Genomic DNA, 17,930 nt, shown 5'->3' on the forward strand with positions numbered 1-17,930 from the left:
ACCCGAGTATAGTTCTCATCTCTCAAATCAGCCGTATCATACGCTCAGGCGGCGCCGTCTATCGGGGGTGCGATCTCGGTCGTCTTCCCCTCGAACAAAGGTAAGTCGCGTGACTGATGGCCCCATAATTTCGGTCGTGGACGACGATGCTTCGGTGCGTACCGCGACCGCGAGATTGTTGAGGTCACTGGGATTCTCAGCCCATGCGTTTGCTTCGGCCAAGGAATTCCTGTCGTCGCCGCGACTGCCTGAAACCTCGTGCCTCATTGCCGACGTGGAGATGCCCGGTATGAGCGGCATTGAGCTGCAGGAGTATCTGATTGCCAACGGCCATAACACCCCGATGATCTTCATCACGGCATTTCCGGAGGATCGGATTCGAGAACGCGCGATGCGGGCTGGGGCGATCGATTTTTTGAGCAAGCCATTCGATGAGCCGCGGCTGCTCGAATGTGTGGAGCGGGCACTGGCGATGCGCCAAGACCGCCCGAACAACCCTTGATCAGATTGCACAATCAGCCACGTCAACTCTGGGCCCTTGCGAACGGCTCAAGGGCGCTGTCTTTCAATTCGTGCGGCGCGCCCACCCTGACCACTCAATGAGGATCAGCGCGGGATGATCAATCGTCGCCGCGCGTTCGATGTTCGGAGCACGCCTCGTGATTGATGCGTTGAGACTGCTGATTGGTTTGCTGATGCTGGCCTTTATGCCGCCTTCGGCGTTCGCCGCCGATATCGTGAGGCCGATCGAGGCAGAGAATCTGCCTTGGGCCATGAGCGGCTATGAACTAGCGCTCTTGCATGGAGCGCTGGAGCGGACGCGGCCCGACTATGGTGCTTACGAGGTGAAGCCGTTCACTGAAAATGTCTCCAACGCACGCGCCATCCAATTGGCCGTCGGGGGCGACTTGGTCAACCTCTACCCCGCAGGTGTCGGCCAAGCTGTCCCCGAGCGGGAGATGATCCCCGTACCATTCCCGATCGACAAGGGCCTGCTCAGCTACAGGGTCTCCCTGATCAATCAGCGTAACCAGGAGCGATTCTCTCGCATCCAGAGTATTGAAGATCTGCGCCATCTACGCGTCGGGCAGGGAAGTGGCTGGGCCGATACGCCCATCTATGAGTACAACCGCATTCCGGTCGAAACGGCACCGAATTTCGAGTCGCTGTTCCCGATGCTGCTGGACGGTCGGTTCGATCTGTTCCCGCGCGGTCTTTCAGCCTACACCCAGTTCTTCCCCGATTTTGCAATCGAGCAGCACCTCCTGATCCATTATCCTTTCTGCAAAGTCTTCTATGTCAGCAGGTCCGCGCCCCGCCTAGCGACCCGCCTCGCGGCCGGACTCGAGCGCATGGTCGCGGATGGCAGCTTCGACGCCTTGTTTACCGAACATTACGGCAAGCTTCTGGTGGACCTCAATCTCCGCCAACGGGTCGTGATCGAACTGGAGAATCCGTTCCTGCCAAGTTGGGTGCCGCTCAACCGCAAGAACCTGTGGTTCGATCCCGAGCAAATGCCCTAGATGAGCGCGATCGTGCCAGCAGGTTCTCTGGTTACGCGAGAGCGAAGAATCGAGCAGTCATCTTTTGTTTGCAGGTGGGAGTCGGCGGAACGGAGGCGGCAGGCATGGCATTGAATGGCAAGTCGTCCCCCGAACCGCCTACGCCTGGCGCAGGCACGCGGCCGAAGCAGTATTTGGCGTTCATCAGCAAAGTCGCGGCCGATTTGCACGGACGCCTGCCGTCGATGGTCCTCACGCGTGAAAGTCTGGGCCCGCGGCTGCTAGGCAGTATTCTGCTCTTCAGCGGATGCGTCACGCTCATTCTGACGGTGCTTCAGCTCTACTTTGAGTACAGACACGACGTCTCGGCCCTTGAGTTGCGGCTGGAGCAGATCAGCAAGAGCAATCTGAGCAGCCTTACTGAAAGTCTCTGGGAGCTGGATGAAAAGCAGTTGCGGCTGCAGCTCACGGGAATTCTACAATTTCCTGATATGCGTGCCGTTGAGGTTCGTGCGGCTGGCGACATAGGCGACGCGTTTGACATGAGGCTTGGCGAGTTCTCCGCGCCATCAGCAATCATCCGAGAATATCCGCTGCGACGCGATGTGCAGGGCCGGAACGCTGTGATCGGCACGCTCTATGTCCAAGCAACCCTTGCCGACATATATCGGAGACTGTACGACACGGCATTGATCATTTTGCTCAGACAGGCGGCAAAGACATTCTTGGTGTCCGTATTTATCGTTTGTATCTTTCATTACCTTGTTACCCGCCATCTATTCGCAATCGCCCATTTCGTTGCCAATTACCGCATCGGCGAACCGCAGTCGCCGTTGCGATTGGAGCGTCCACCCCGTCGGCACGAGGATGAGCTGGAGCGACTGGTCACTGCATTCAATAGGTTGTCTGATGATCTGCAGCTCGCTTATCGCAGTTTCCATCACACCAACGACCAGCTTGCCCGAGAGTTAGCCGCCCGCCGCCAGGCAGAGGCAACTGTACGCGAGCGAGAAGCCCGGATCCGGCGCCTCGTCGACGCCAACATCATTGGCATCTTCATGTGGGATTTCGAAGGGAATATTCTGGAGGCTAACGATGCGTTTCTCCAAATGGTGGCTTACGAACGCGAGGACCTCGCGGCTGGCCGCCTGAGCTGGGCGAATCTAACTCCACCGGAATGGCGCGACCGCGACGCGCAGATGGTCCGAGAGCACAAGATGACGGGGGTTTTGCAGCCTACCGAGAAGGAGTACTTTCGGAAAAATGGCGAGCGCGTGCCCGTCTTGATCGGAGCAGCGACGTTCGAACAGGATGGAAATCAGGGTGTCGCTTTCGTGCTCGATTTGACGGAGCGCAAGCGCGCGGAGCAGGCTCTGCGGGAACGCGAAGCCAAGATTCGGCGCCTGGTCGACGCCAACATCATTGGGGTCTTCGTCGCGGACCTCCAGGGTCGTATAATTGAAGCGAATGACGAATTTCTCCGCATCGTGGGATACGGGCGCGAATATCTGCTTGCCAGTCGGATGCATGTGGTTGACATGACGCCGCTGGAATGGCGAGACCGAACTGCACAGACGATGACGGAAATAGGATCGGGAAAAACGGTCCAACCCTACGAGAAGGAGTATTTCCGTAAGGACGGCAGCCGCGTGCCCGTGCTGGTGGGCTCGACGCTTTTCGATGGAAGCAATCTGGGCGTTCCGCTGGGCGTTGTCTTCGTTGTCGATCTGACGCAGCGCAAGCGGGCAGAGGCAGAAGCGCGCGAGAGCGAACGGCGGCACCGCGAGATGCAGGTAGAATTGGCCCACGCCAACCGCGTGGCGACCATGGGACGGCTCACGGCCTCCATTGCCCACGAGGTGAACCAGCCGATCGCCGCGACAATAACCAACGCGCAAGCCGCGTTGCGCTTTCTTGACGCTCCTAGTGTGGATATGAACGAAGTGCGACAGATCCTCAATGACATCGTCAAGGATGGGAGTCGCGCCGGCGAGGTCATCAGCCGGATCCGCGATCTCGTCAAGAAGGCGCCGACCCGGCGGGATCGCTGGCAAATGAACGGCGCGATCAGCGAGGTCATTGAGCTCGCTCGCGGCGAAGCGGCGAAGAACAGCGTCTCGGTGCATACCGATCTCGCGGACGGGCTACCGACGGTGGAAGGGGATAGAGTCCAATTGCAGCAGGTGCTCCTAAATTTGATCATCAACGCGATCGAAGCCATGAATGGCCTCGGCGAGGGGCCGCGGGAATTGTCGATCAGCAGCGGAACTGCCGACTCGGGTGGCGTACTTGTCACTGTTTGTGACTCGGGTCCGGGACTGACGCCAGCAGGCCGCGATCGTCTTTTCGAGACGTTCTACACGACCAAGCCGAGCGGCTTGGGGCTGGGGTTGTCGATCTGCCGCTCGATCGTTGAGGCCCACGGCGGGCGTTTGTGGGCGAGCGCGAACGTTCCCCGAGGCGCCATTTTTCAGTTCACGGTCCCGGCGGCAATGGCCGTGTCTTGACGTGCTTACGCGCGATCGTATCGCGAGGCGCGCCTGCGACGTCTCGCTTAGGCAGCCCTCGGTTCGCGATCAATGCTCGGACGATGTCTCCACCCCATAGTCCCAAGATGCGCCGCTGCCGGTCCCTCGATACCCAGGTATAATTCTCACCCGTAAATTCCATCGTATCATACAATCGGGCTGCATCACGGTCGGGGTGCGACCTCGGTCGCCTTCCCTCGAACGAAGGTAAGTCGCTGGGCAATGTCCCGATTCTCGGTCGTCGACGATGATGCTTCGGTGCGCAGGGTCGCCGCAAGGTGGTTGAGGCCAGTGGGAACCTCAGCCCATGCGTTTACCGTGCGCTGAAGAGACACGAAGGCAACTCTAACGAAACTTGAACGCCCCACCGTCTGCACGCCCGGAGATCCGCCCATTGGACCAACTGACCCGAAACTCTGGATTGGGCCCTGATGCCAACAAGGGTCTGGAAATCCTTTGGCAGGACGTGGAACGCGTATTCTGTCGAGGGTGGCGGCTGGGCGACGATGGGAAGGTGCGAGCTGTGCTGGTAGTCCTGCCTGCTGGGGAGCATCCATCCCCCGGCATCCTCGCACGCTTCGCTCATGAATGCGCACTGAAGGATGAGCTCGACGAGACTTGGGCCGTGCCGCCGCTGGAGTTGTTGCACGAGAGCGCCTCAATCATGTTGATGCTCGACGACTCCCGCGGTGAGCCGCTCGAGCGGCTGACCGGTGCGCCCATGGAGATCGGTAGCTTCCTGCAACTCGCTATCGGAATCGCTGCAGCGTTAGGCAAGGCTCACCAGGGCGGCTTGGTTCACAAGGATATCAAGCCGAGCAACATCATGGTCGATCGCTCGATCGGCAAAGTCCGGCTCACTGGTTTCGGCATCGCCTCACGGCTTCCTCGCGAGCGGCAGTCGCTCAATCCCCCTGAGACTATCGCCGGCACGTTGGCCTATATGGCGCCTGAGCAGACCGGACGCATGAACCGCTCTATCGATTCCCGTAGCGATCTCTATTCGCTTGGTGTCACGCTCTATCAGATGCTTACCGGCGCCTTGCCATTTTCCGCCGCCGATCCAATGGAATGGGTGCACTGTCACATCGCCAGAAAGCCGGTGTCCCCGGGCGAGCGGCTGGACAGTCTTCCTGCTCCGCTCTCGCAGATCGTCATGAAGCTGCTCGCCAAGACCGCCGAAGATCGCTACCAAACGGCTGCTGGTCTTGAGCGTGATTTGCAACGCTGTCTCGGCATGTGGGACCGGGCTCGACACATTGAGGATTTTCCGCTGTGCGAACACGATATGCCGGACCGGCTGTTGATTCCGGAGAAGCTGTACGGACGGGAGCGCGAGGTCGATACCTTGGTTGCAGCGTTCGATCGCATCGTCCAAAGCGGCGCGCCGGAATTGGTGCTGGTGTCCGGTTATTCCGGAATAGGCAAGTCTTCCGTCGTCAATGAACTGCAGAAGGTGCTCGTGCCGCCGCGTGGGCTCTTCGCAGCCGGCAAGTTCGACCAGTACAAACGCGACATTCCGTATTCGACGCTGGTGCAGGCTTTTCAAAGCCTTGTGCGGCCTCTTCTCGGCAAGAGCGATTCCGAGGTGGCGAGCTGGCGAGGTGCGTTTCTCGAGGCACTGGAGCCGAATGCAGGGCTCATAACCGAGTTGATCCCCGAGCTGAAGCTCATCATCGGTGATCCGCCGCCGGTCCCTGAACTGGCGCCACAGCAGGCCCTGAGCCGCTTTCAGTCGGTGTTCCGACGCTTCATCGGCGTGTTTGCCCGACCGGAACATCCGCTGGCCCTGTTTCTTGACGATTTGCAGTGGCTCGACGCGGCGACGCTCGACCTCTTGGAGGATCTATTAGGTCGATCGGAGCTGCAGCACCTCATGTTGATCGGCGCTTACCGGGACAACGAGGTCGACGCCGCTCACCAGCTTAAGCGAAAGCTTGAAGCAATGAAGCAAGTAGGCGCGAAGATAGAGGAGATCGCGCTTGTGCCGCTTGCCCGAGAGCACCTTGAGCAGCTTATCGCGGACGCCCTTCGCTGTGAGTCGGTACGCGCCGCAGACTTCGCCGAACTTCTATACCTGAAGACTGCCGGAAATCCGTTTTACGCAATTCAGTTTCTTTATTCGCTGGCGGAAGAGGACTTGCTTAGCTTCGATCATGAGGCGGCGACTTGGTGCTGGGAGCTCGATCGCATACGCGCCAAAGGCTACACCGACAATGTCGTGGACCTCATGTTGGCCAAGCTCACGCGCCTGCCGGCCGAAACTCAGCAGGCCTTGCAGCAATTCGCCTGCCTGGGCAACGTTGCCGCGACCACGCTGCTTTCGACCGTTCTCGGGAGCTCGGAGGAACGTCTGCACGCAGCGCTGTGGCCGGCGGCTCGCCTAGAGTTAGTTGTGCGTGTCGAAGGCTCCTACAAATTTGCCCATGACCGGGTCCAGGAGGCGGCCTATTCGTCGATTCCGGAGCAATTGCGCGCCGAGGCACATCTCCGGATAGGTCGTATGCTGGCCGCTCAAACGCCTCCCGCGAGACGTGAGGAGGCGATCTTTGAGATCGTTGGTCAGCTCAACCGCGGCGCCGCGCTGATCACCGCACAAGAGGAGCGGGACGAGCTCGCCGCGCTCGACCTGATCGCCGGCAGGCGTGCGAAGGGGGCGACCGCCTACGACTCAGCGCTCATCTATCTCAATGCCGGTCTGGCTCTGTTGGCGAAGGATGGCTGGGAGCGCAGGCATGAGCTTGCCTTCGCCCTGGAGCTGAACCGGGCTGAATGCGAATTTTTGACGGGCCAATTGACCACCGCAGATGGCCTATTGGCGGCGCTATCGAGTCGGGCCACAACGACGGTCGAACGAGCCCTCGTCGCGTGCTTGCGCATCGATGTCTGCACGGCCCTCGATCAGAGCGACCGGGCGGTGCTCGTCTGTCTGGAGTACCTCCGGCATGTCGGGATCGAGTGGTCACCCCATCCGCAGGACGATGAAGCGCACCGCGAGTATGAGCAGATTTGGTCACAACTCGGAAGCCGCGCGATTGAGGAACTTATCGATCTGCCCTTGATGACCGACCTGGCGTCTCTCGCGACGGTCGATGTTCTGAGCAAGATCTTCCCGTCAGCCTTGATTACGGACGCGAATTTGGCTTCCCTCTCCGTCTGCAAGGCGGTCGGTCTCAGCCTCGAGCACGGCAACTGCGATGCTTCGTGTCTGACATATGTATGGTTCGCTAGGATCGCCGGACCGCGCTTCGGCGACTACGAGGCAGGATTTCGCTTTGGGCAACTCGGCTACGATCTCGTCGAACGCCGCCGGCTAAGACGTTTCGAGGCGAGCACGTATCTTTGCTTCTCGGTTTACGTTGTTCCCTGGATGAAACACGTGCGGGAATGCCGTGATCTGCTTCGCCGCGCTTTCGAGGCGGCGAACCGGATCGGAGATCTCATGTATGCGGGCTACGCGTGCAACAATCTCAACTCGGACCTTCTCTTTGCCGGCGAACCGCTGCTGGAGGCGCAAGGCGAAGCCGAAAATAGCCTCGCCTTCGCCGGAAAGGCGCGGTTCGGCCCTGTCATTGACTACATCATTCCGCAAGTCGCGCTGATCCGGATGCTTCGTGGCCTGACGCCGGAGTTTGGCTGCTTCGACGACGGCCAATTCGATGAACTTCGGTTCGAAGACTATTTGTCCCGCAATCCGGCCTTGGCGCTCGCTGCGTGCTGGTACTGGATCCGAAAATTGCAGGCGCGCTATATAGCTGGCGACTTCGTGACGGCCGTCGATGCCGCATCGAAGGCGCAACGGCTGCTTTGGACCACGTCCTCGTTCTTTGAGGAAGCCGAGTTTCACTTTTACGGCGCGCTGGCCAAAGCCGCTTACCGCGATTTCGCATCGGCCGACGAACGGGCACAGCACTTAGGAGCCCTGGCTGCACATCACAAGCAGCTCCAGGTCTGGGCGGAGAACTGCCCGGAGAACTTCGAGAGCCGCGCAGCGCTCGTGGGCGCCGAGCTGGCGCGCCTGGAGGGCCGCGAGCTGGATGCCGAGCACCTCTACGAACAGGCAATTCAGTCGGCGCGCGCCAACGGATTTATACATACCGAGGCGCTCGCCAATGAACTCGCCGCCCGGTTTTACGCGGTGCGTGGTTTCGAGAAGATTTCCCGTGTGTATTTACAGGACGCCCGCTACTGCTTCCTGCGTTGGGGAGCAGGCGGCAAGGTCCGGCAGCTCGACGAGCTCTATCCGCAGCTCGGTAAGCAGGAGCCGGTGCCTACCCCGACGGGCACGATCGCGACGCCGGTCGAACACCTTGACCTCACGACCGTGATCAAGGTTTCGCAGGCCGTCTCGGGCGAGATCGTTCTCGAGAAAATGCTCGATACGCTCATGCGCACCGCGCTCGCGCAAGCGGGTGCCGAGCGTGGCCTGTTGATCCTGTCACGCGCGGCCGAGCAATGGATCGCGGCAGAAGCAACGACCTCGGGCGAGACGATCCTCGTTGAGATTCGCGATGCAGCCGTAACCGCATCTGTGCTGCCGGAGACGGTTCTTCACTACGTCCTGCGCACCCGCGAGAGCGTCATTATCGACGACGCTACGATTCAACCTTCGTTTCTTGCGGACCCCTACATCCGTCAGCGCACGGCCCGTTCCATTCTCTGTCTGCCCTTGATCAACCAGGCCAAGCTCAGCGGGGTACTCTATCTGGAAAACAACCTCGCGCCCCGCGTCTTCGCGCCGGCCCGGATTGCAGTACTGAAGCTGCTGGCCTCGCAAGCGGCCGTCTCGCTGGAAAACACGCGGCTGTACCGCGACCTTGAGCTGCGCGAGGCGAAGATCCGGCGCTTGGTTGACGCCAACATTATCGGAATCTGCGTTTCAACGCGGGATGGTGGCATCATCGAGGCAAATGATGCGTTTCTGAGGATCGTCGGGTATGGCCGCGAGGATCTCGTCGCCGGTCGTGTGCAATGGATGAATCTAACAGCACCCGAATCACTCGACCGCACCGCATTGGCGCTTGCTGAACTTGACAGTACCGGGACCATCAAGCCCTTCGAGAAGGAGTATTTTCGTAAAGATGGCAGTCGTGTCCCCGTTCTTGTGGGCGTGGCTGCGTTTGATGAAGAACGATACCAGCTCGTCGCATTCGTGCTCGATCTGACCGAGCGAAGACGGTCCGAGCAAGAGCTGCGCGGGAGCGAGGAGCGTTTTCGCACGCTCGTGCAATTCTCCTTCGACGCATACTGGGAGACCGACGCGCAGCATCGCTTCATTCGCCAGGAATTCGCCGAAAGCGTCAGCGACGCGCCGGCGACGGGCTCCGAACTCGGCAAGACGCGCTGGGAGGTACCCCACTTGGAGCCTGATGAAGATGCGTGGCGCAAGCATCGGGAGATGCTAGATGCCCAGCTGCCGTTCCGTGATTTCGAGCTCGCGCGTCCCACGCCCGACGGCGGCAAGCGCTATGTATCCGTTTCGGGGCTGCCAGTTTTCGACGAGGCGGGACGCTTTACCGGGTACCGCGGCGTCGGTCGGCACATTACCGAGCGCAAGCGTGCGGAAGCCGAAGCCCGCGAGAGCGATCGCCGAAATCGCGAAATGCAGATGGAATTGGCCCACGCCAACCGCGTCGCGACAATGGGACATCTCACGGCTTCCATTGCTCACGAAGTGAAGCAGCCGATCGCCGCGACCATGACCAATGCGCAGGCCGCATTGCGCTTTCTTGATGGCCCGATGATGGATATCGACGAAGTACGACAGATCCTCCACGACATCGTGAGAGATGGAAATCGTGCGGGTGAGGTCATCAGCCACATCCGCGATCTGGTCAAGAAGACGCCACCCCGGCGGGATCGCTGGGAGATCAATGCGGCAATTCGCGAGGTCGTTGAGCTCATCCGGGGCGAGACGGCCAAGAACAGCGTCTCCGTGCATACAGACCTCACGGACGGGCTGCCGTTGGTGGAGGGGGATAGGGTCCAACTGCAGCAGGTGCTCTTGAATTTGATCATCAATGCGATCGAAGCCATGAGTGGCATCGGCGAGGGGCCGCGCGAAATATTGATCAGCAGCGGGACCGGCAACTCAGGCGGCGTGCTTGTCGCTGTTTGTGACTCCGGTCCGGGGCTGGCATCAGCAGGTCTCGATCGTCTCTTCGAATCGTTCTACACGACCAAGCCGAGCGGTTTGGGGCTGGGACTCTCGATCTGCCGTTCAATCGTCGAGACCCACGGCGGACGTTTGTGGGCGAGCGCGAACGTTCCCCGAGGCGCCATTTTTCAGTTCACGCTACCCGCGGTGCACTGACGGTAGTGGCCGCGTTTTGGCGTGCTCGCGTGCAAGCGGGAGCCGCTACTGCGTTGCAAAGCGGCTCGGCTCGGTGGGCAGGATTCTTTCGTGCCCGTTTCTCGGAGGTTCGCAGCACGACGGAAAGGTAAGGATCGACCTCGTTCCCGCCGATCCGAACTGATGGTCGAGCTTTCCGGCAAGAGTTTTGGCGAGTTCGCGGACGACCTTCAGGCCTCGCCCCGGCTGTATTGTGGCCGGAGCCGACCCATTGTCGAGCACTCTACATTCCACGAACGGTCCCGCCCGACACAACTCGACCCGAATCTCGCCGCTCCCGTTGGCAAAGGCGTGCCGTGCCGAGTTGGTTATGAGCTCGTAGACGATCAGACCCAGTCGCCAGCATTGGTCCGACTGCAACTCCAGGGGCGAGGCGGCGAGCACCAGCTTTATTTTCGCATGGTCGAGCCTGGACCGGCGGATCGACGCGCATAGTCCCTCAAGATGCACCGCTGCGTCGACGAAAGCGTGATATTCTGGCCTCTGCATGGCACGGTGGACGTCGACAAACCTGTGAAGCAGTTCAGAGACCCTTGTCAGGGCGGTCTTGACCTCCTCGTTGTCGGAACGAACCGCAGCGTGAGCAACGATGCCGATGACACAGGCAAACTCGTTCTTGACCCTGTGGCTGAGCTCGCTCAGCAGCGTGAGTTCCTCCAGGAAAGGCAATTCGATAGCCGGCTCGATCATATCGCGCTCCCGACGCACAAGACGCCGGTACCCCATTCACCGACGGGCCTCTTCGCTGTACTAGCCGTACCGAGATCGTCCAGGCTGATGCGATTGCGCCCACACAAAACGCCGTTCATCGGCTTCTCCCGCTTCCTTGAAACTCGACCGATTCAGTCGCTGATCGTGATCAGGCCTGAGTAGTAGCCCATTGAGCGGCGAGGTCCATTATACCCGAGGGAGACCGGATCGACACGTTTGCTGTCGCAATCAAACCGAGGTATCGGGATGTCGGAGAGTTCGCGAACTTGCTCGTGAAGAGGCGCGGGGGCCGGTGGCTGATTGGCGCCTCGGCCACTCCATCATTGATCCGCATGGAGGCGTTTCATCTCGCCGATTCACACGCTATGGATCTGGATCGCTCTAACAGCGAGCTACTTTACGCCGTGTGCTCGACCTGTTCGGCGAGCCGCCGTGCGTCTTCCAGCCGAGTTCCGCCAGCTCCGTCAATCACGCCTCCGCGTTCTCGGTGACGAATGACTGCTGACGCCCCATTACTGTGGGAGGAAACCAGCTCCTCGATCCTCCTTTCAAGTACCTTCCGCACCAACCGAATCCCATTCGACACGTCCATCTTCTTCCGATAGACGCTGAGCTTGTGGTCCTCGATCGTTCGGGGACTGAGCCCTAGTTGCCTTGCAATCGCTTTGTTGCCCAATCCTTCCATGACGAGGTCGCAGACCGCTTGCTGCTGCTTCGTCAAGACGCTTGAACATCCGCGCATATTACCTCCCTTGCATTGTCGCAAACCGGCGAGTTCGGGTGGATCATTTCCCCGCTCTCATCGGTGAGTGAGTGAGCGAAGATTAACCCCGTACGTGCAGTGGGGCTTGAACCGGAAACGGCTGCGCCACCGATAGCGCAGCATGTTCATCGGTTTGCAAAGCGATCTTTTGCGCAAGCATGACGTCGCCGGCGACCAGCGGTCCCCTGGGCACAAAACACCAGCCGACTACCGGGCAGTGTTCTTCGCTCATCTCGACGACGTTCACCACCCGGCCGTAACGGATGCGGTATCGCTTCCCAGTGTCGCAGCCGATAACGTCGAACCATTTATTGGCATCAAGTTGCGCGCGCTGCTCAGGCAACAGCCATTCTCTTAGGAGCGTCATTCCGCGGGCCTCGCGAACGTCTTCGCTGGTGAGGGCGCGGCTTAGGGCGACGCAGCGCTCGCAGAAGGCCCGCCAAACTATCCAATGCCTGCAGATAGCCCTTGCCGCAGTGAGAAGCCTATCCGGCGACATGTTCGGCCGCCGTCAGCCGCCGACGAGCCGCGGATAGAACAGCATCTCTTGCGTAGTCGGATCAAACGAGCGTGCAATCCTGACTTCGCCCGCCGGGTCGCGAACAGCGGGCGTAAATCCCTTGCGGACAAGCGCCTTGAACCGTTCTTCTGCTTTGGCAAGTGCCTCGGCATCGTTCGCGTCGAAGAGGTGACGGGTATCGCCCGTGTGATCCATTACAATCTGCGTCGGCATGCGCGGCTCCCGGAGTTCGCAGCCCCAGGGTAGCCTAGCCATATGGCCGCGAATGGCTTGACCAGAATTAAGTCGAGTTAGCAAAAATTGCGCCAAAGGCCGGCTCGGGAATTGAGTTCGCACCAATCCGACAGGCCATCGAAAACTGCGAAGCGATCAGGAGCTGATGCTGCACCCAGGTCAGCGGGTGCTCGACATCGGATGTGGGTGGGGCGGACTGGGACTTGAGGCAGTCTCCAACTTACGTCAACGCTGCGGAATAGCGCCGGCGACGAGTAGCACCGAAGCCGTAGCTGCCAGTGGGCTTCTGTGGAGATGACGTTCCGACCCGAGTCTCGGTTCGGCAGTTCGACGGTCGCCTGCCAAAGTATCTCTATGCTGCCGGAGGTCCCGTAGGAAGAAATCGGGCTTGGAGGACAACCTCCAGCCCGACTTACGCGAATTCCAGGCGAGCACCGTTGTAGCCAATGCACCTTGTCGAAGGCCGCGGGTTGGTTTTGATGGCCAATCGGTAGCGCCCATCCGGACGAATCAATACTCGCCCGGTCCCGGTTCGCAGGGGACATTGTTTCCGGTCCACGGCGCCGTCGCATATGCGCCGACCCGCGGTGCGGGATAGCAGGGACGGCCGCCCAGGTTCACTGCGGCTGGCGAAGTGGAGGCATTCGCGCGTTCTGCGAAATGCCGCGAAGCGATGTGATGCTCGCGAGCGATGGCAGGGGTCGAAAGCATGGCGACCGCGATCAGGCAGGTCGACAGGAGCGTCAGGTTCATCATGGAAAGTCTCCGCTTGTTAGTGGAAGCCGAGGGAGCTTGGCTTCTCGGACACGGATGTCGTTCGTTGAGCCTCGTGCGCCAGTAAACTTAACGTTAGCTTCAGGCGCCAATAATCGAATGCGCAGCCTCAGCCGAATTCGCGAGGCCGCATGTCGCAGACTACGCCGGTCCGTTGGCGTGTGCTGCTTACGAGTATTGCAAGGCCGTTGCTGTCGCACGATGTCGTTGTGTCGATCGTGTGACCTTTGCTTTCGGAGGGCAAAGGTCCGACGCCGTCAATTGCGGGACGAGCGTTTGACCTATCGACAGAACCGTGCCGCGGATCCGTCGACCGCCAAGAGCGACCCGCTCTCGTGGTTGGATTTTTAACTGTAAGCCGTTGATCTCCAATGCTTGGATTTTGGCGCGGTTGGAAAAATTATCTTGAGAAATCAAGGTCTTTAGCATGTCTCTTAATCAGCGGGTCCCAGGTTCGAGCCCTGGTGCGCCCACCAAACAAATCAAGACCTTAGCGAGAGAAACCGTTTGAGAAGGCCGAACTAAAACGGTTTTTCAAACGGTGTTCTTGGCGGCCGGTCGGCGAGTTCACTCTCAGCATTGTGATCTGCTCCACTTGTCTCGGCGGACGCCACGGCGCGTCGAAAGCCGCCCGACAGAACCGCTTGCTCAATCTTGTATGTGGGTCAGAGCCGCCCGACGTATCCGGCATTTTCCCACTTCCGTTCAATGTCATCGGGGATGCATTGGGGCGGCTGCGCCGCGCTTCCATCGAAATAGTGCTTGAAGTCGACATGAACCCTCATGTTGTCCGGCCGATACGCTGCCATGCGGTCATAGAGGAGAACCGATCCCGCCTCGAAACGCCGATAGACGGATTTGTGCATCGGCGATTTCGATTCCCCGCTCTCGGGATCGATGGGAAGATCGCGCATGCCGGCCTTGAGAAAGCCCCCCGCCTGCTCATTGTGTTGGGGACCCGCGGGACTGGGCGACAGCCGCAGAACACTGCCGTCGTGTTTCAGGCCGCCCGGAATGAGCGAAGCTCCGGCCAGCAGCCAGTTCAGCGCCACATCCGACAAGCGGGCCTCGCGCCCTGGCAAAGAAAGCGATCCCAACCAGACCGAGCGTTAGGAGGTAACGTACCCAGATCGGAAAGTCCGATCTGGCCTTCAGCAGGCGGTACAGAAACGCTTCCATGGAAGAGCAATGTGCCGCGGAGCCGCGGTGTTCCGGTTTGTAGGTCAGGCCGCGCGGGACGTTGAGCGGTACGACCGAGAACCTGGGAGGTTAGCAACTTGAGTCCTTGGCACCACGCCAATGCCGAGCCGTCCGCCACATGCGCCGTGGTTTCGCGATCCAACCGGCGTCCGGTTCACCTGTCCGCCGCGAGTAGGAACTGCTCGGGTGCTTACCGCGTTCGCGCCATGCACAACTTCGCAAGCGCGCGGGCTTGGCTCGGCGGGAATGGTTCGCGGAAAGTACATGGCGAGATCGACTCCTGAAATCAGTCCCAAACCGCTGATGCACCCAAGCTTCATCTGCGCCGGATCAACCCTGCTGATAGCGGGGTTCGCTACTGATGCCATGTACTGGGACACATCGAATTGGCAGTGGGCCAACTCCTCGGCTTGGCTGATTGCTGCCGGACTGGTCCTGGCTCTGATCGCAACGATTGCTCTGATCATCGATCTTCTCGCGGGCCGCGCGGGGCGGATCAATTGGATTTCCTTTTTGCTCGTCGCGCTGGCGGCGCTTCTCTCTCTTCTGAATGTTTTCATCCACAGCCGCGACGCCTGGACCTCGGTCGTGCCGCAGGGAATCTCGATCTCCGCGATCGTGACGGTTCTGCTCCTGATAGCCGCCGTCCGCGGCTGGGCGGTGACCACGGTTCGTGCTCCTGCGATCGGAGACAGGCTGTGATTCATGCAAAGCTCCGAGCCCTCTACGCCATCTGCGCCTTGGTCGTGCTGACCGCTTGCGACCAAGGCGGCGATCCCATGCGGCAGTACGGGTCTGATCCCTACCTGCCAGAGCCTCAGAACTATCTGTTGCCGCCGATGAGCGTCCCGAAGGGAATAGGCTGGAAGCCGGGTGAGACGCCAACGGTCACCGAAGGGTTGAAAGTCCAAGCCATGGCGACAGGGCTGATGCATCCTCGCATCGTCTATCCTCTGCCGAACGGCGATATCCTGGTCGTGGAAGGCAACAGTCCCGGCACCACACCTTTCCGGCCCAAGGACTTCATCCAAGGCAAGGTGAAGGCAAGGGCCGGAACCGCCGGCAAGGGCGGCAACCGCATCACCCTGCTTCGCGATGCCGACGGCGATGGAAAGCCGGAAGAGCAGACGATTCTCGTCGACCACCTCCACTCACCCTATGGCGTGGCGTATGTGGACGGCACGCTCTATGTCGCCAACACGGACGCGATCATGGCGTTCAAGTACGCGCTCGGGCAGACCAAGATCACGGATCCCGGTACGAAGCTGGCGGATCTTCCGGCTGGCCCGATAGACCACCACTGGACCAAAGCGATGGCGGCCAGCCCCGATGGATCCAAGCTCTATGTCGGTGTCGGGTCCAACAGCAACATCACCGAAAACGGCCTCGACGCCGAAGAGGGCCGGGCCGCGATCTACCAGGTCGACCGCGAGACCGGCGCCAAGCGCATTTTTGCGTCGGGCACGCGCAATCCGACCAATCTGGCGGTCGATCCAGAAACGGGCCGGCTGTTTGCGGTGGTGAACGAGCGGGACGAAATCGGCCCGGACCTTGTCCCGGACTATCTCACGATGGTTCAGGAGGGCGCCTTCTACGGCTGGCCTTACAGCTACTGGGGCCAGCACGTGGACGTCCGCGTGCATCCGCAGAGACCCGATCTGGTGGCCAAAGCGGTCAAGCCCGACTACGGCCTGAGTTCACACGTGGCGGCGCTCGGTCTCGTGTTCAGCAAGGGCGAGACGCTGTCCCCCAAATTCGGTAACGGCATTTTTGTCGGTGAGCACGGCAGTTGGGACCGTAGCCCGGTCAATGGTTATCAAGTCATTTTCGTCCCGCTGGTGAACGGGCGACCGGAGGGCAAACCTGTCCCGGTCGTTACCGGATTTCTCGGCAATGACGACGATACGGTGCGCGGCCGACCCGTGGGCGTAGCGCTTGACCGCACCGGCGCGCTGCTGGTCGCCGATGATACGGGCAACGCGATATGGCGCGTCAGCGCGGCCCAGTCGGGGCAGTAGCTAAGGGATACTCTTAGCTGGGTGCGCTTCTATCCGTGGGCTGTCCACTCGTCGCGAGCAGACTAGACCGCCGCCGACAACCGGGCGACCCGGTGCTCAAGCCGGCCGAGCGACCGAGGGATAGTTCGAAGCCGTGAATTGGCGAAGATGGTCGAGAAAGACTCCTGCCACCGGACTCAGCATTCGGTTCTTCAGCGTCAGAATTGCCACTGGCCAGGGTCGAGAGGGCAATTCCACGTTGAGGACTCGCACCCCGAACGGACCCGCGAAATAGTTCGCAACCGATCTCGGAAACGTCGCAATGTAGCGGCCGGAAGCGAGCATACTGGCCCGGATGTGCGAAGAAAAAGTGCTCAAGACCACCTTCGGCATTGGAATGCCGCGTGCCTGACACGCCTCGGCGATGACCTTGTGGTTCCAGCTGGGAGGTGAGGCCAGTATCCATGGCTCGTCGATGAGCTGCGCGAGGTCGATCTTCTTCTTGCGACTGAATCGGCTGTCTGCGCCGGCAACGATGACCAGCTCATCCTCGAAGAGAATCTCGACGTCCAGATCATCGGCGGAGTGGTCCTCGGGGCGTGGACGCCCATGCAGCCGCTGAAGTACGAAATCCAAGCTACGACTGCGCAGCTTGCCGGCGAATGACGCGAACTCCTCCTCGTGGATGTCCAGGAGGATGCCGGGATAAAGCCTCGAAAAGCTCTCGATCACCGGTGGCAAGATTTGCGAGAGTCCCTCCGGGCAACCAAACTTCACCTCCCCCGTGCGAGGGTTGGACAGGTACTCGATTTCCCGAACGCCCTGCTTCAACTCGTCGAAGGCTGACCGGCCGCGCCCGAGCAAGGCACGGCCGTAGATCGTCAGCGTCACTCCCCGAGAGCTGCGGTCGAAAAGCCTTGCACCGACGGAATGCTCGAGGTCTGCGATCAGTTGGGAAACGGCCGGTTGCGATACACGCAGCTGCGCGGCCGCCTTCGCCAAGCTGCCCTCCTGGGCGACAACGAAGAACACGTGGAGGTCGCGCAAGCTCAGGCGACGACCGATGTGGCTGTCCCAATCGATGATTTTGGCCATAAGCTAGGACTTTGGTGGATCCAGGAAAATAGAGAATATTGCTTGTAGCGAAGGAGAGCTAGTGTCGCAACGGTCTCGGCCGATTATTGGCGGCGAGACCACGCGGAGCGCAACACCATGAACACCCACGTCCTCCCCTCGCTGGGCACAGTCCGCCCGACGCGCGACGCTGCCCGTTTTGTGCCTCTGGTCCGTGGGTGGATTGATGCTCAGCGCTCTGCTGTTCGTTGCTGGCCTGGGCAGCGAGATCGCGG

At 60.3% G+C, this 17,930-nt stretch carries 14 protein-coding genes; 7 read left to right on the top strand and 7 right to left on the bottom strand.

The window, feature by feature from the left end:
* Nucleotides 1–136: 136 nt before the first annotated feature.
* The 4 genes from JJB99_RS12130 to JJB99_RS12145 all read left to right on the top strand — a co-directional run bounded on the left by JJB99_RS12130 (nt 137) and on the right by JJB99_RS12145 (nt 10,343).
* Nucleotides 137–502, top strand: coding sequence for a response regulator transcription factor (locus JJB99_RS12130; RefSeq protein WP_246775214.1), 366 nt, complete (start codon nt 137–139; stop codon nt 500–502).
* 157 nt (nt 503–659) lie between these two features.
* The gene (locus tag JJB99_RS12135; protein ID WP_200498982.1) at nt 660–1,523 is read left to right on the top strand and encodes a hypothetical protein; all 864 of its coding nucleotides are present in this window, start codon (nt 660–662) and stop codon (nt 1,521–1,523) included.
* A 104-nt stretch (nt 1,524–1,627) separates the two neighbouring features.
* Nucleotides 1,628–4,009, top strand: coding sequence for a PAS domain S-box protein (locus JJB99_RS12140; RefSeq protein WP_200498983.1), 2,382 nt, complete (start codon nt 1,628–1,630; stop codon nt 4,007–4,009).
* A gap of 466 nt (nt 4,010–4,475) precedes the next feature.
* Complete coding sequence (locus tag JJB99_RS12145) at nt 4,476–10,343, top strand: ATP-binding sensor histidine kinase (protein ID WP_200500125.1); 5,868 nt, start codon at nt 4,476–4,478, stop codon at nt 10,341–10,343.
* Nucleotides 10,344–10,388: 45 nt separating this feature from the next.
* Here JJB99_RS12145 and JJB99_RS12150 read toward each other — a convergent pair whose 3' ends face one another.
* The 4 genes from JJB99_RS12150 to JJB99_RS12165 form a co-directional block, all read right to left on the bottom strand.
* Complete coding sequence (locus tag JJB99_RS12150; protein WP_200498984.1) at nt 10,389–11,072, bottom strand: sensor histidine kinase; 684 nt, start codon at nt 11,070–11,072, stop codon at nt 10,389–10,391.
* Between the two features lie 418 nt (nt 11,073–11,490).
* Nucleotides 11,491–11,814, bottom strand: coding sequence for a LuxR C-terminal-related transcriptional regulator (locus JJB99_RS12155; RefSeq protein ID WP_246775215.1), 324 nt, complete (start codon nt 11,812–11,814; stop codon nt 11,491–11,493).
* A gap of 103 nt (nt 11,815–11,917) precedes the next feature.
* Complete coding sequence (locus tag JJB99_RS12160) at nt 11,918–12,223, bottom strand: hypothetical protein (protein WP_246775216.1); 306 nt, start codon at nt 12,221–12,223, stop codon at nt 11,918–11,920.
* Nucleotides 12,224–12,367: 144 nt separating this feature from the next.
* Nucleotides 12,368–12,589, bottom strand: a complete 222-nt coding sequence (locus JJB99_RS12165) for a hypothetical protein (RefSeq protein ID WP_200498986.1) — start codon at nt 12,587–12,589, stop codon at nt 12,368–12,370.
* Nucleotides 12,590–12,755: 166 nt separating this feature from the next.
* Between JJB99_RS12165 and JJB99_RS36940 the strand changes: the two genes are divergently transcribed.
* Nucleotides 12,756–12,908 (top strand): SAM-dependent methyltransferase, encoded by a 153-nt coding sequence (locus JJB99_RS36940; RefSeq protein ID WP_200498987.1) that lies wholly within the window; start codon nt 12,756–12,758, stop codon nt 12,906–12,908.
* Between the two features lie 212 nt (nt 12,909–13,120).
* On the opposite strand, the gene JJB99_RS12175 is transcribed toward JJB99_RS36940, so the two are convergent.
* Complete coding sequence (locus tag JJB99_RS12175) at nt 13,121–13,366, bottom strand: hypothetical protein (protein WP_200498988.1); 246 nt, start codon at nt 13,364–13,366, stop codon at nt 13,121–13,123.
* Between the two features lie 683 nt (nt 13,367–14,049).
* Complete coding sequence (locus tag JJB99_RS12180; protein WP_200498989.1) at nt 14,050–14,445, bottom strand: hypothetical protein; 396 nt, start codon at nt 14,443–14,445, stop codon at nt 14,050–14,052.
* Nucleotides 14,446–14,848: 403 nt separating this feature from the next.
* Between JJB99_RS12180 and JJB99_RS12185 the strand changes: the two genes are divergently transcribed.
* Both JJB99_RS12185 and JJB99_RS12190 read left to right on the top strand, forming a co-directional pair.
* Nucleotides 14,849–15,286, top strand: a complete 438-nt coding sequence (locus tag JJB99_RS12185; protein ID WP_200495504.1) for a DUF2231 domain-containing protein — start codon at nt 14,849–14,851, stop codon at nt 15,284–15,286.
* Nucleotides 15,286–16,602, top strand: a complete 1,317-nt coding sequence (locus JJB99_RS12190; RefSeq protein WP_433995784.1) for a PQQ-dependent sugar dehydrogenase — start codon at nt 15,286–15,288, stop codon at nt 16,600–16,602. The genes JJB99_RS12185 and JJB99_RS12190 overlap by 1 nt, the downstream gene beginning before the upstream one ends.
* Nucleotides 16,603–16,698: 96 nt before the next feature.
* Here the strand turns inward: JJB99_RS12190 and JJB99_RS12195 are convergent, their stop codons facing one another.
* Nucleotides 16,699–17,676 (bottom strand): LysR family transcriptional regulator, encoded by a 978-nt coding sequence (locus tag JJB99_RS12195; protein ID WP_200498990.1) that lies wholly within the window; start codon nt 17,674–17,676, stop codon nt 16,699–16,701.
* Nucleotides 17,677–17,930 lie beyond the last annotated feature (254 nt).

The sequence above is a fragment of the Bradyrhizobium diazoefficiens genome (assembly GCF_016616235.1).
Lineage (GTDB): Bacteria > Pseudomonadota > Alphaproteobacteria > Rhizobiales > Xanthobacteraceae > Bradyrhizobium > Bradyrhizobium diazoefficiens_H.

Coding starts and splice junctions, on each gene's coding strand:
- JJB99_RS12165 (WP_200498986.1), bottom strand. CDS start 12,589: ATGCCGACGCAGATTGTAATGGATCACACGGGCGATACCCGTCACCTC.
- JJB99_RS12140 (WP_200498983.1), top strand. CDS start 1,628: ATGGCATTGAATGGCAAGTCGTCCCCCGAACCGCCTACGCCTGGCGCA.
- JJB99_RS12195 (WP_200498990.1), bottom strand. CDS start 17,676: ATGGCCAAAATCATCGATTGGGACAGCCACATCGGTCGTCGCCTGAGC.
- JJB99_RS12160 (WP_246775216.1), bottom strand. CDS start 12,223: ATGACGCTCCTAAGAGAATGGCTGTTGCCTGAGCAGCGCGCGCAACTT.
- JJB99_RS12185 (WP_200495504.1), top strand. CDS start 14,849: ATGGCGAGATCGACTCCTGAAATCAGTCCCAAACCGCTGATGCACCCA.
- JJB99_RS36940 (WP_200498987.1), top strand. CDS start 12,756: ATGCTGCACCCAGGTCAGCGGGTGCTCGACATCGGATGTGGGTGGGGC.
- JJB99_RS12175 (WP_200498988.1), bottom strand. CDS start 13,366: ATGATGAACCTGACGCTCCTGTCGACCTGCCTGATCGCGGTCGCCATG.
- JJB99_RS12150 (WP_200498984.1), bottom strand. CDS start 11,072: ATGATCGAGCCGGCTATCGAATTGCCTTTCCTGGAGGAACTCACGCTG.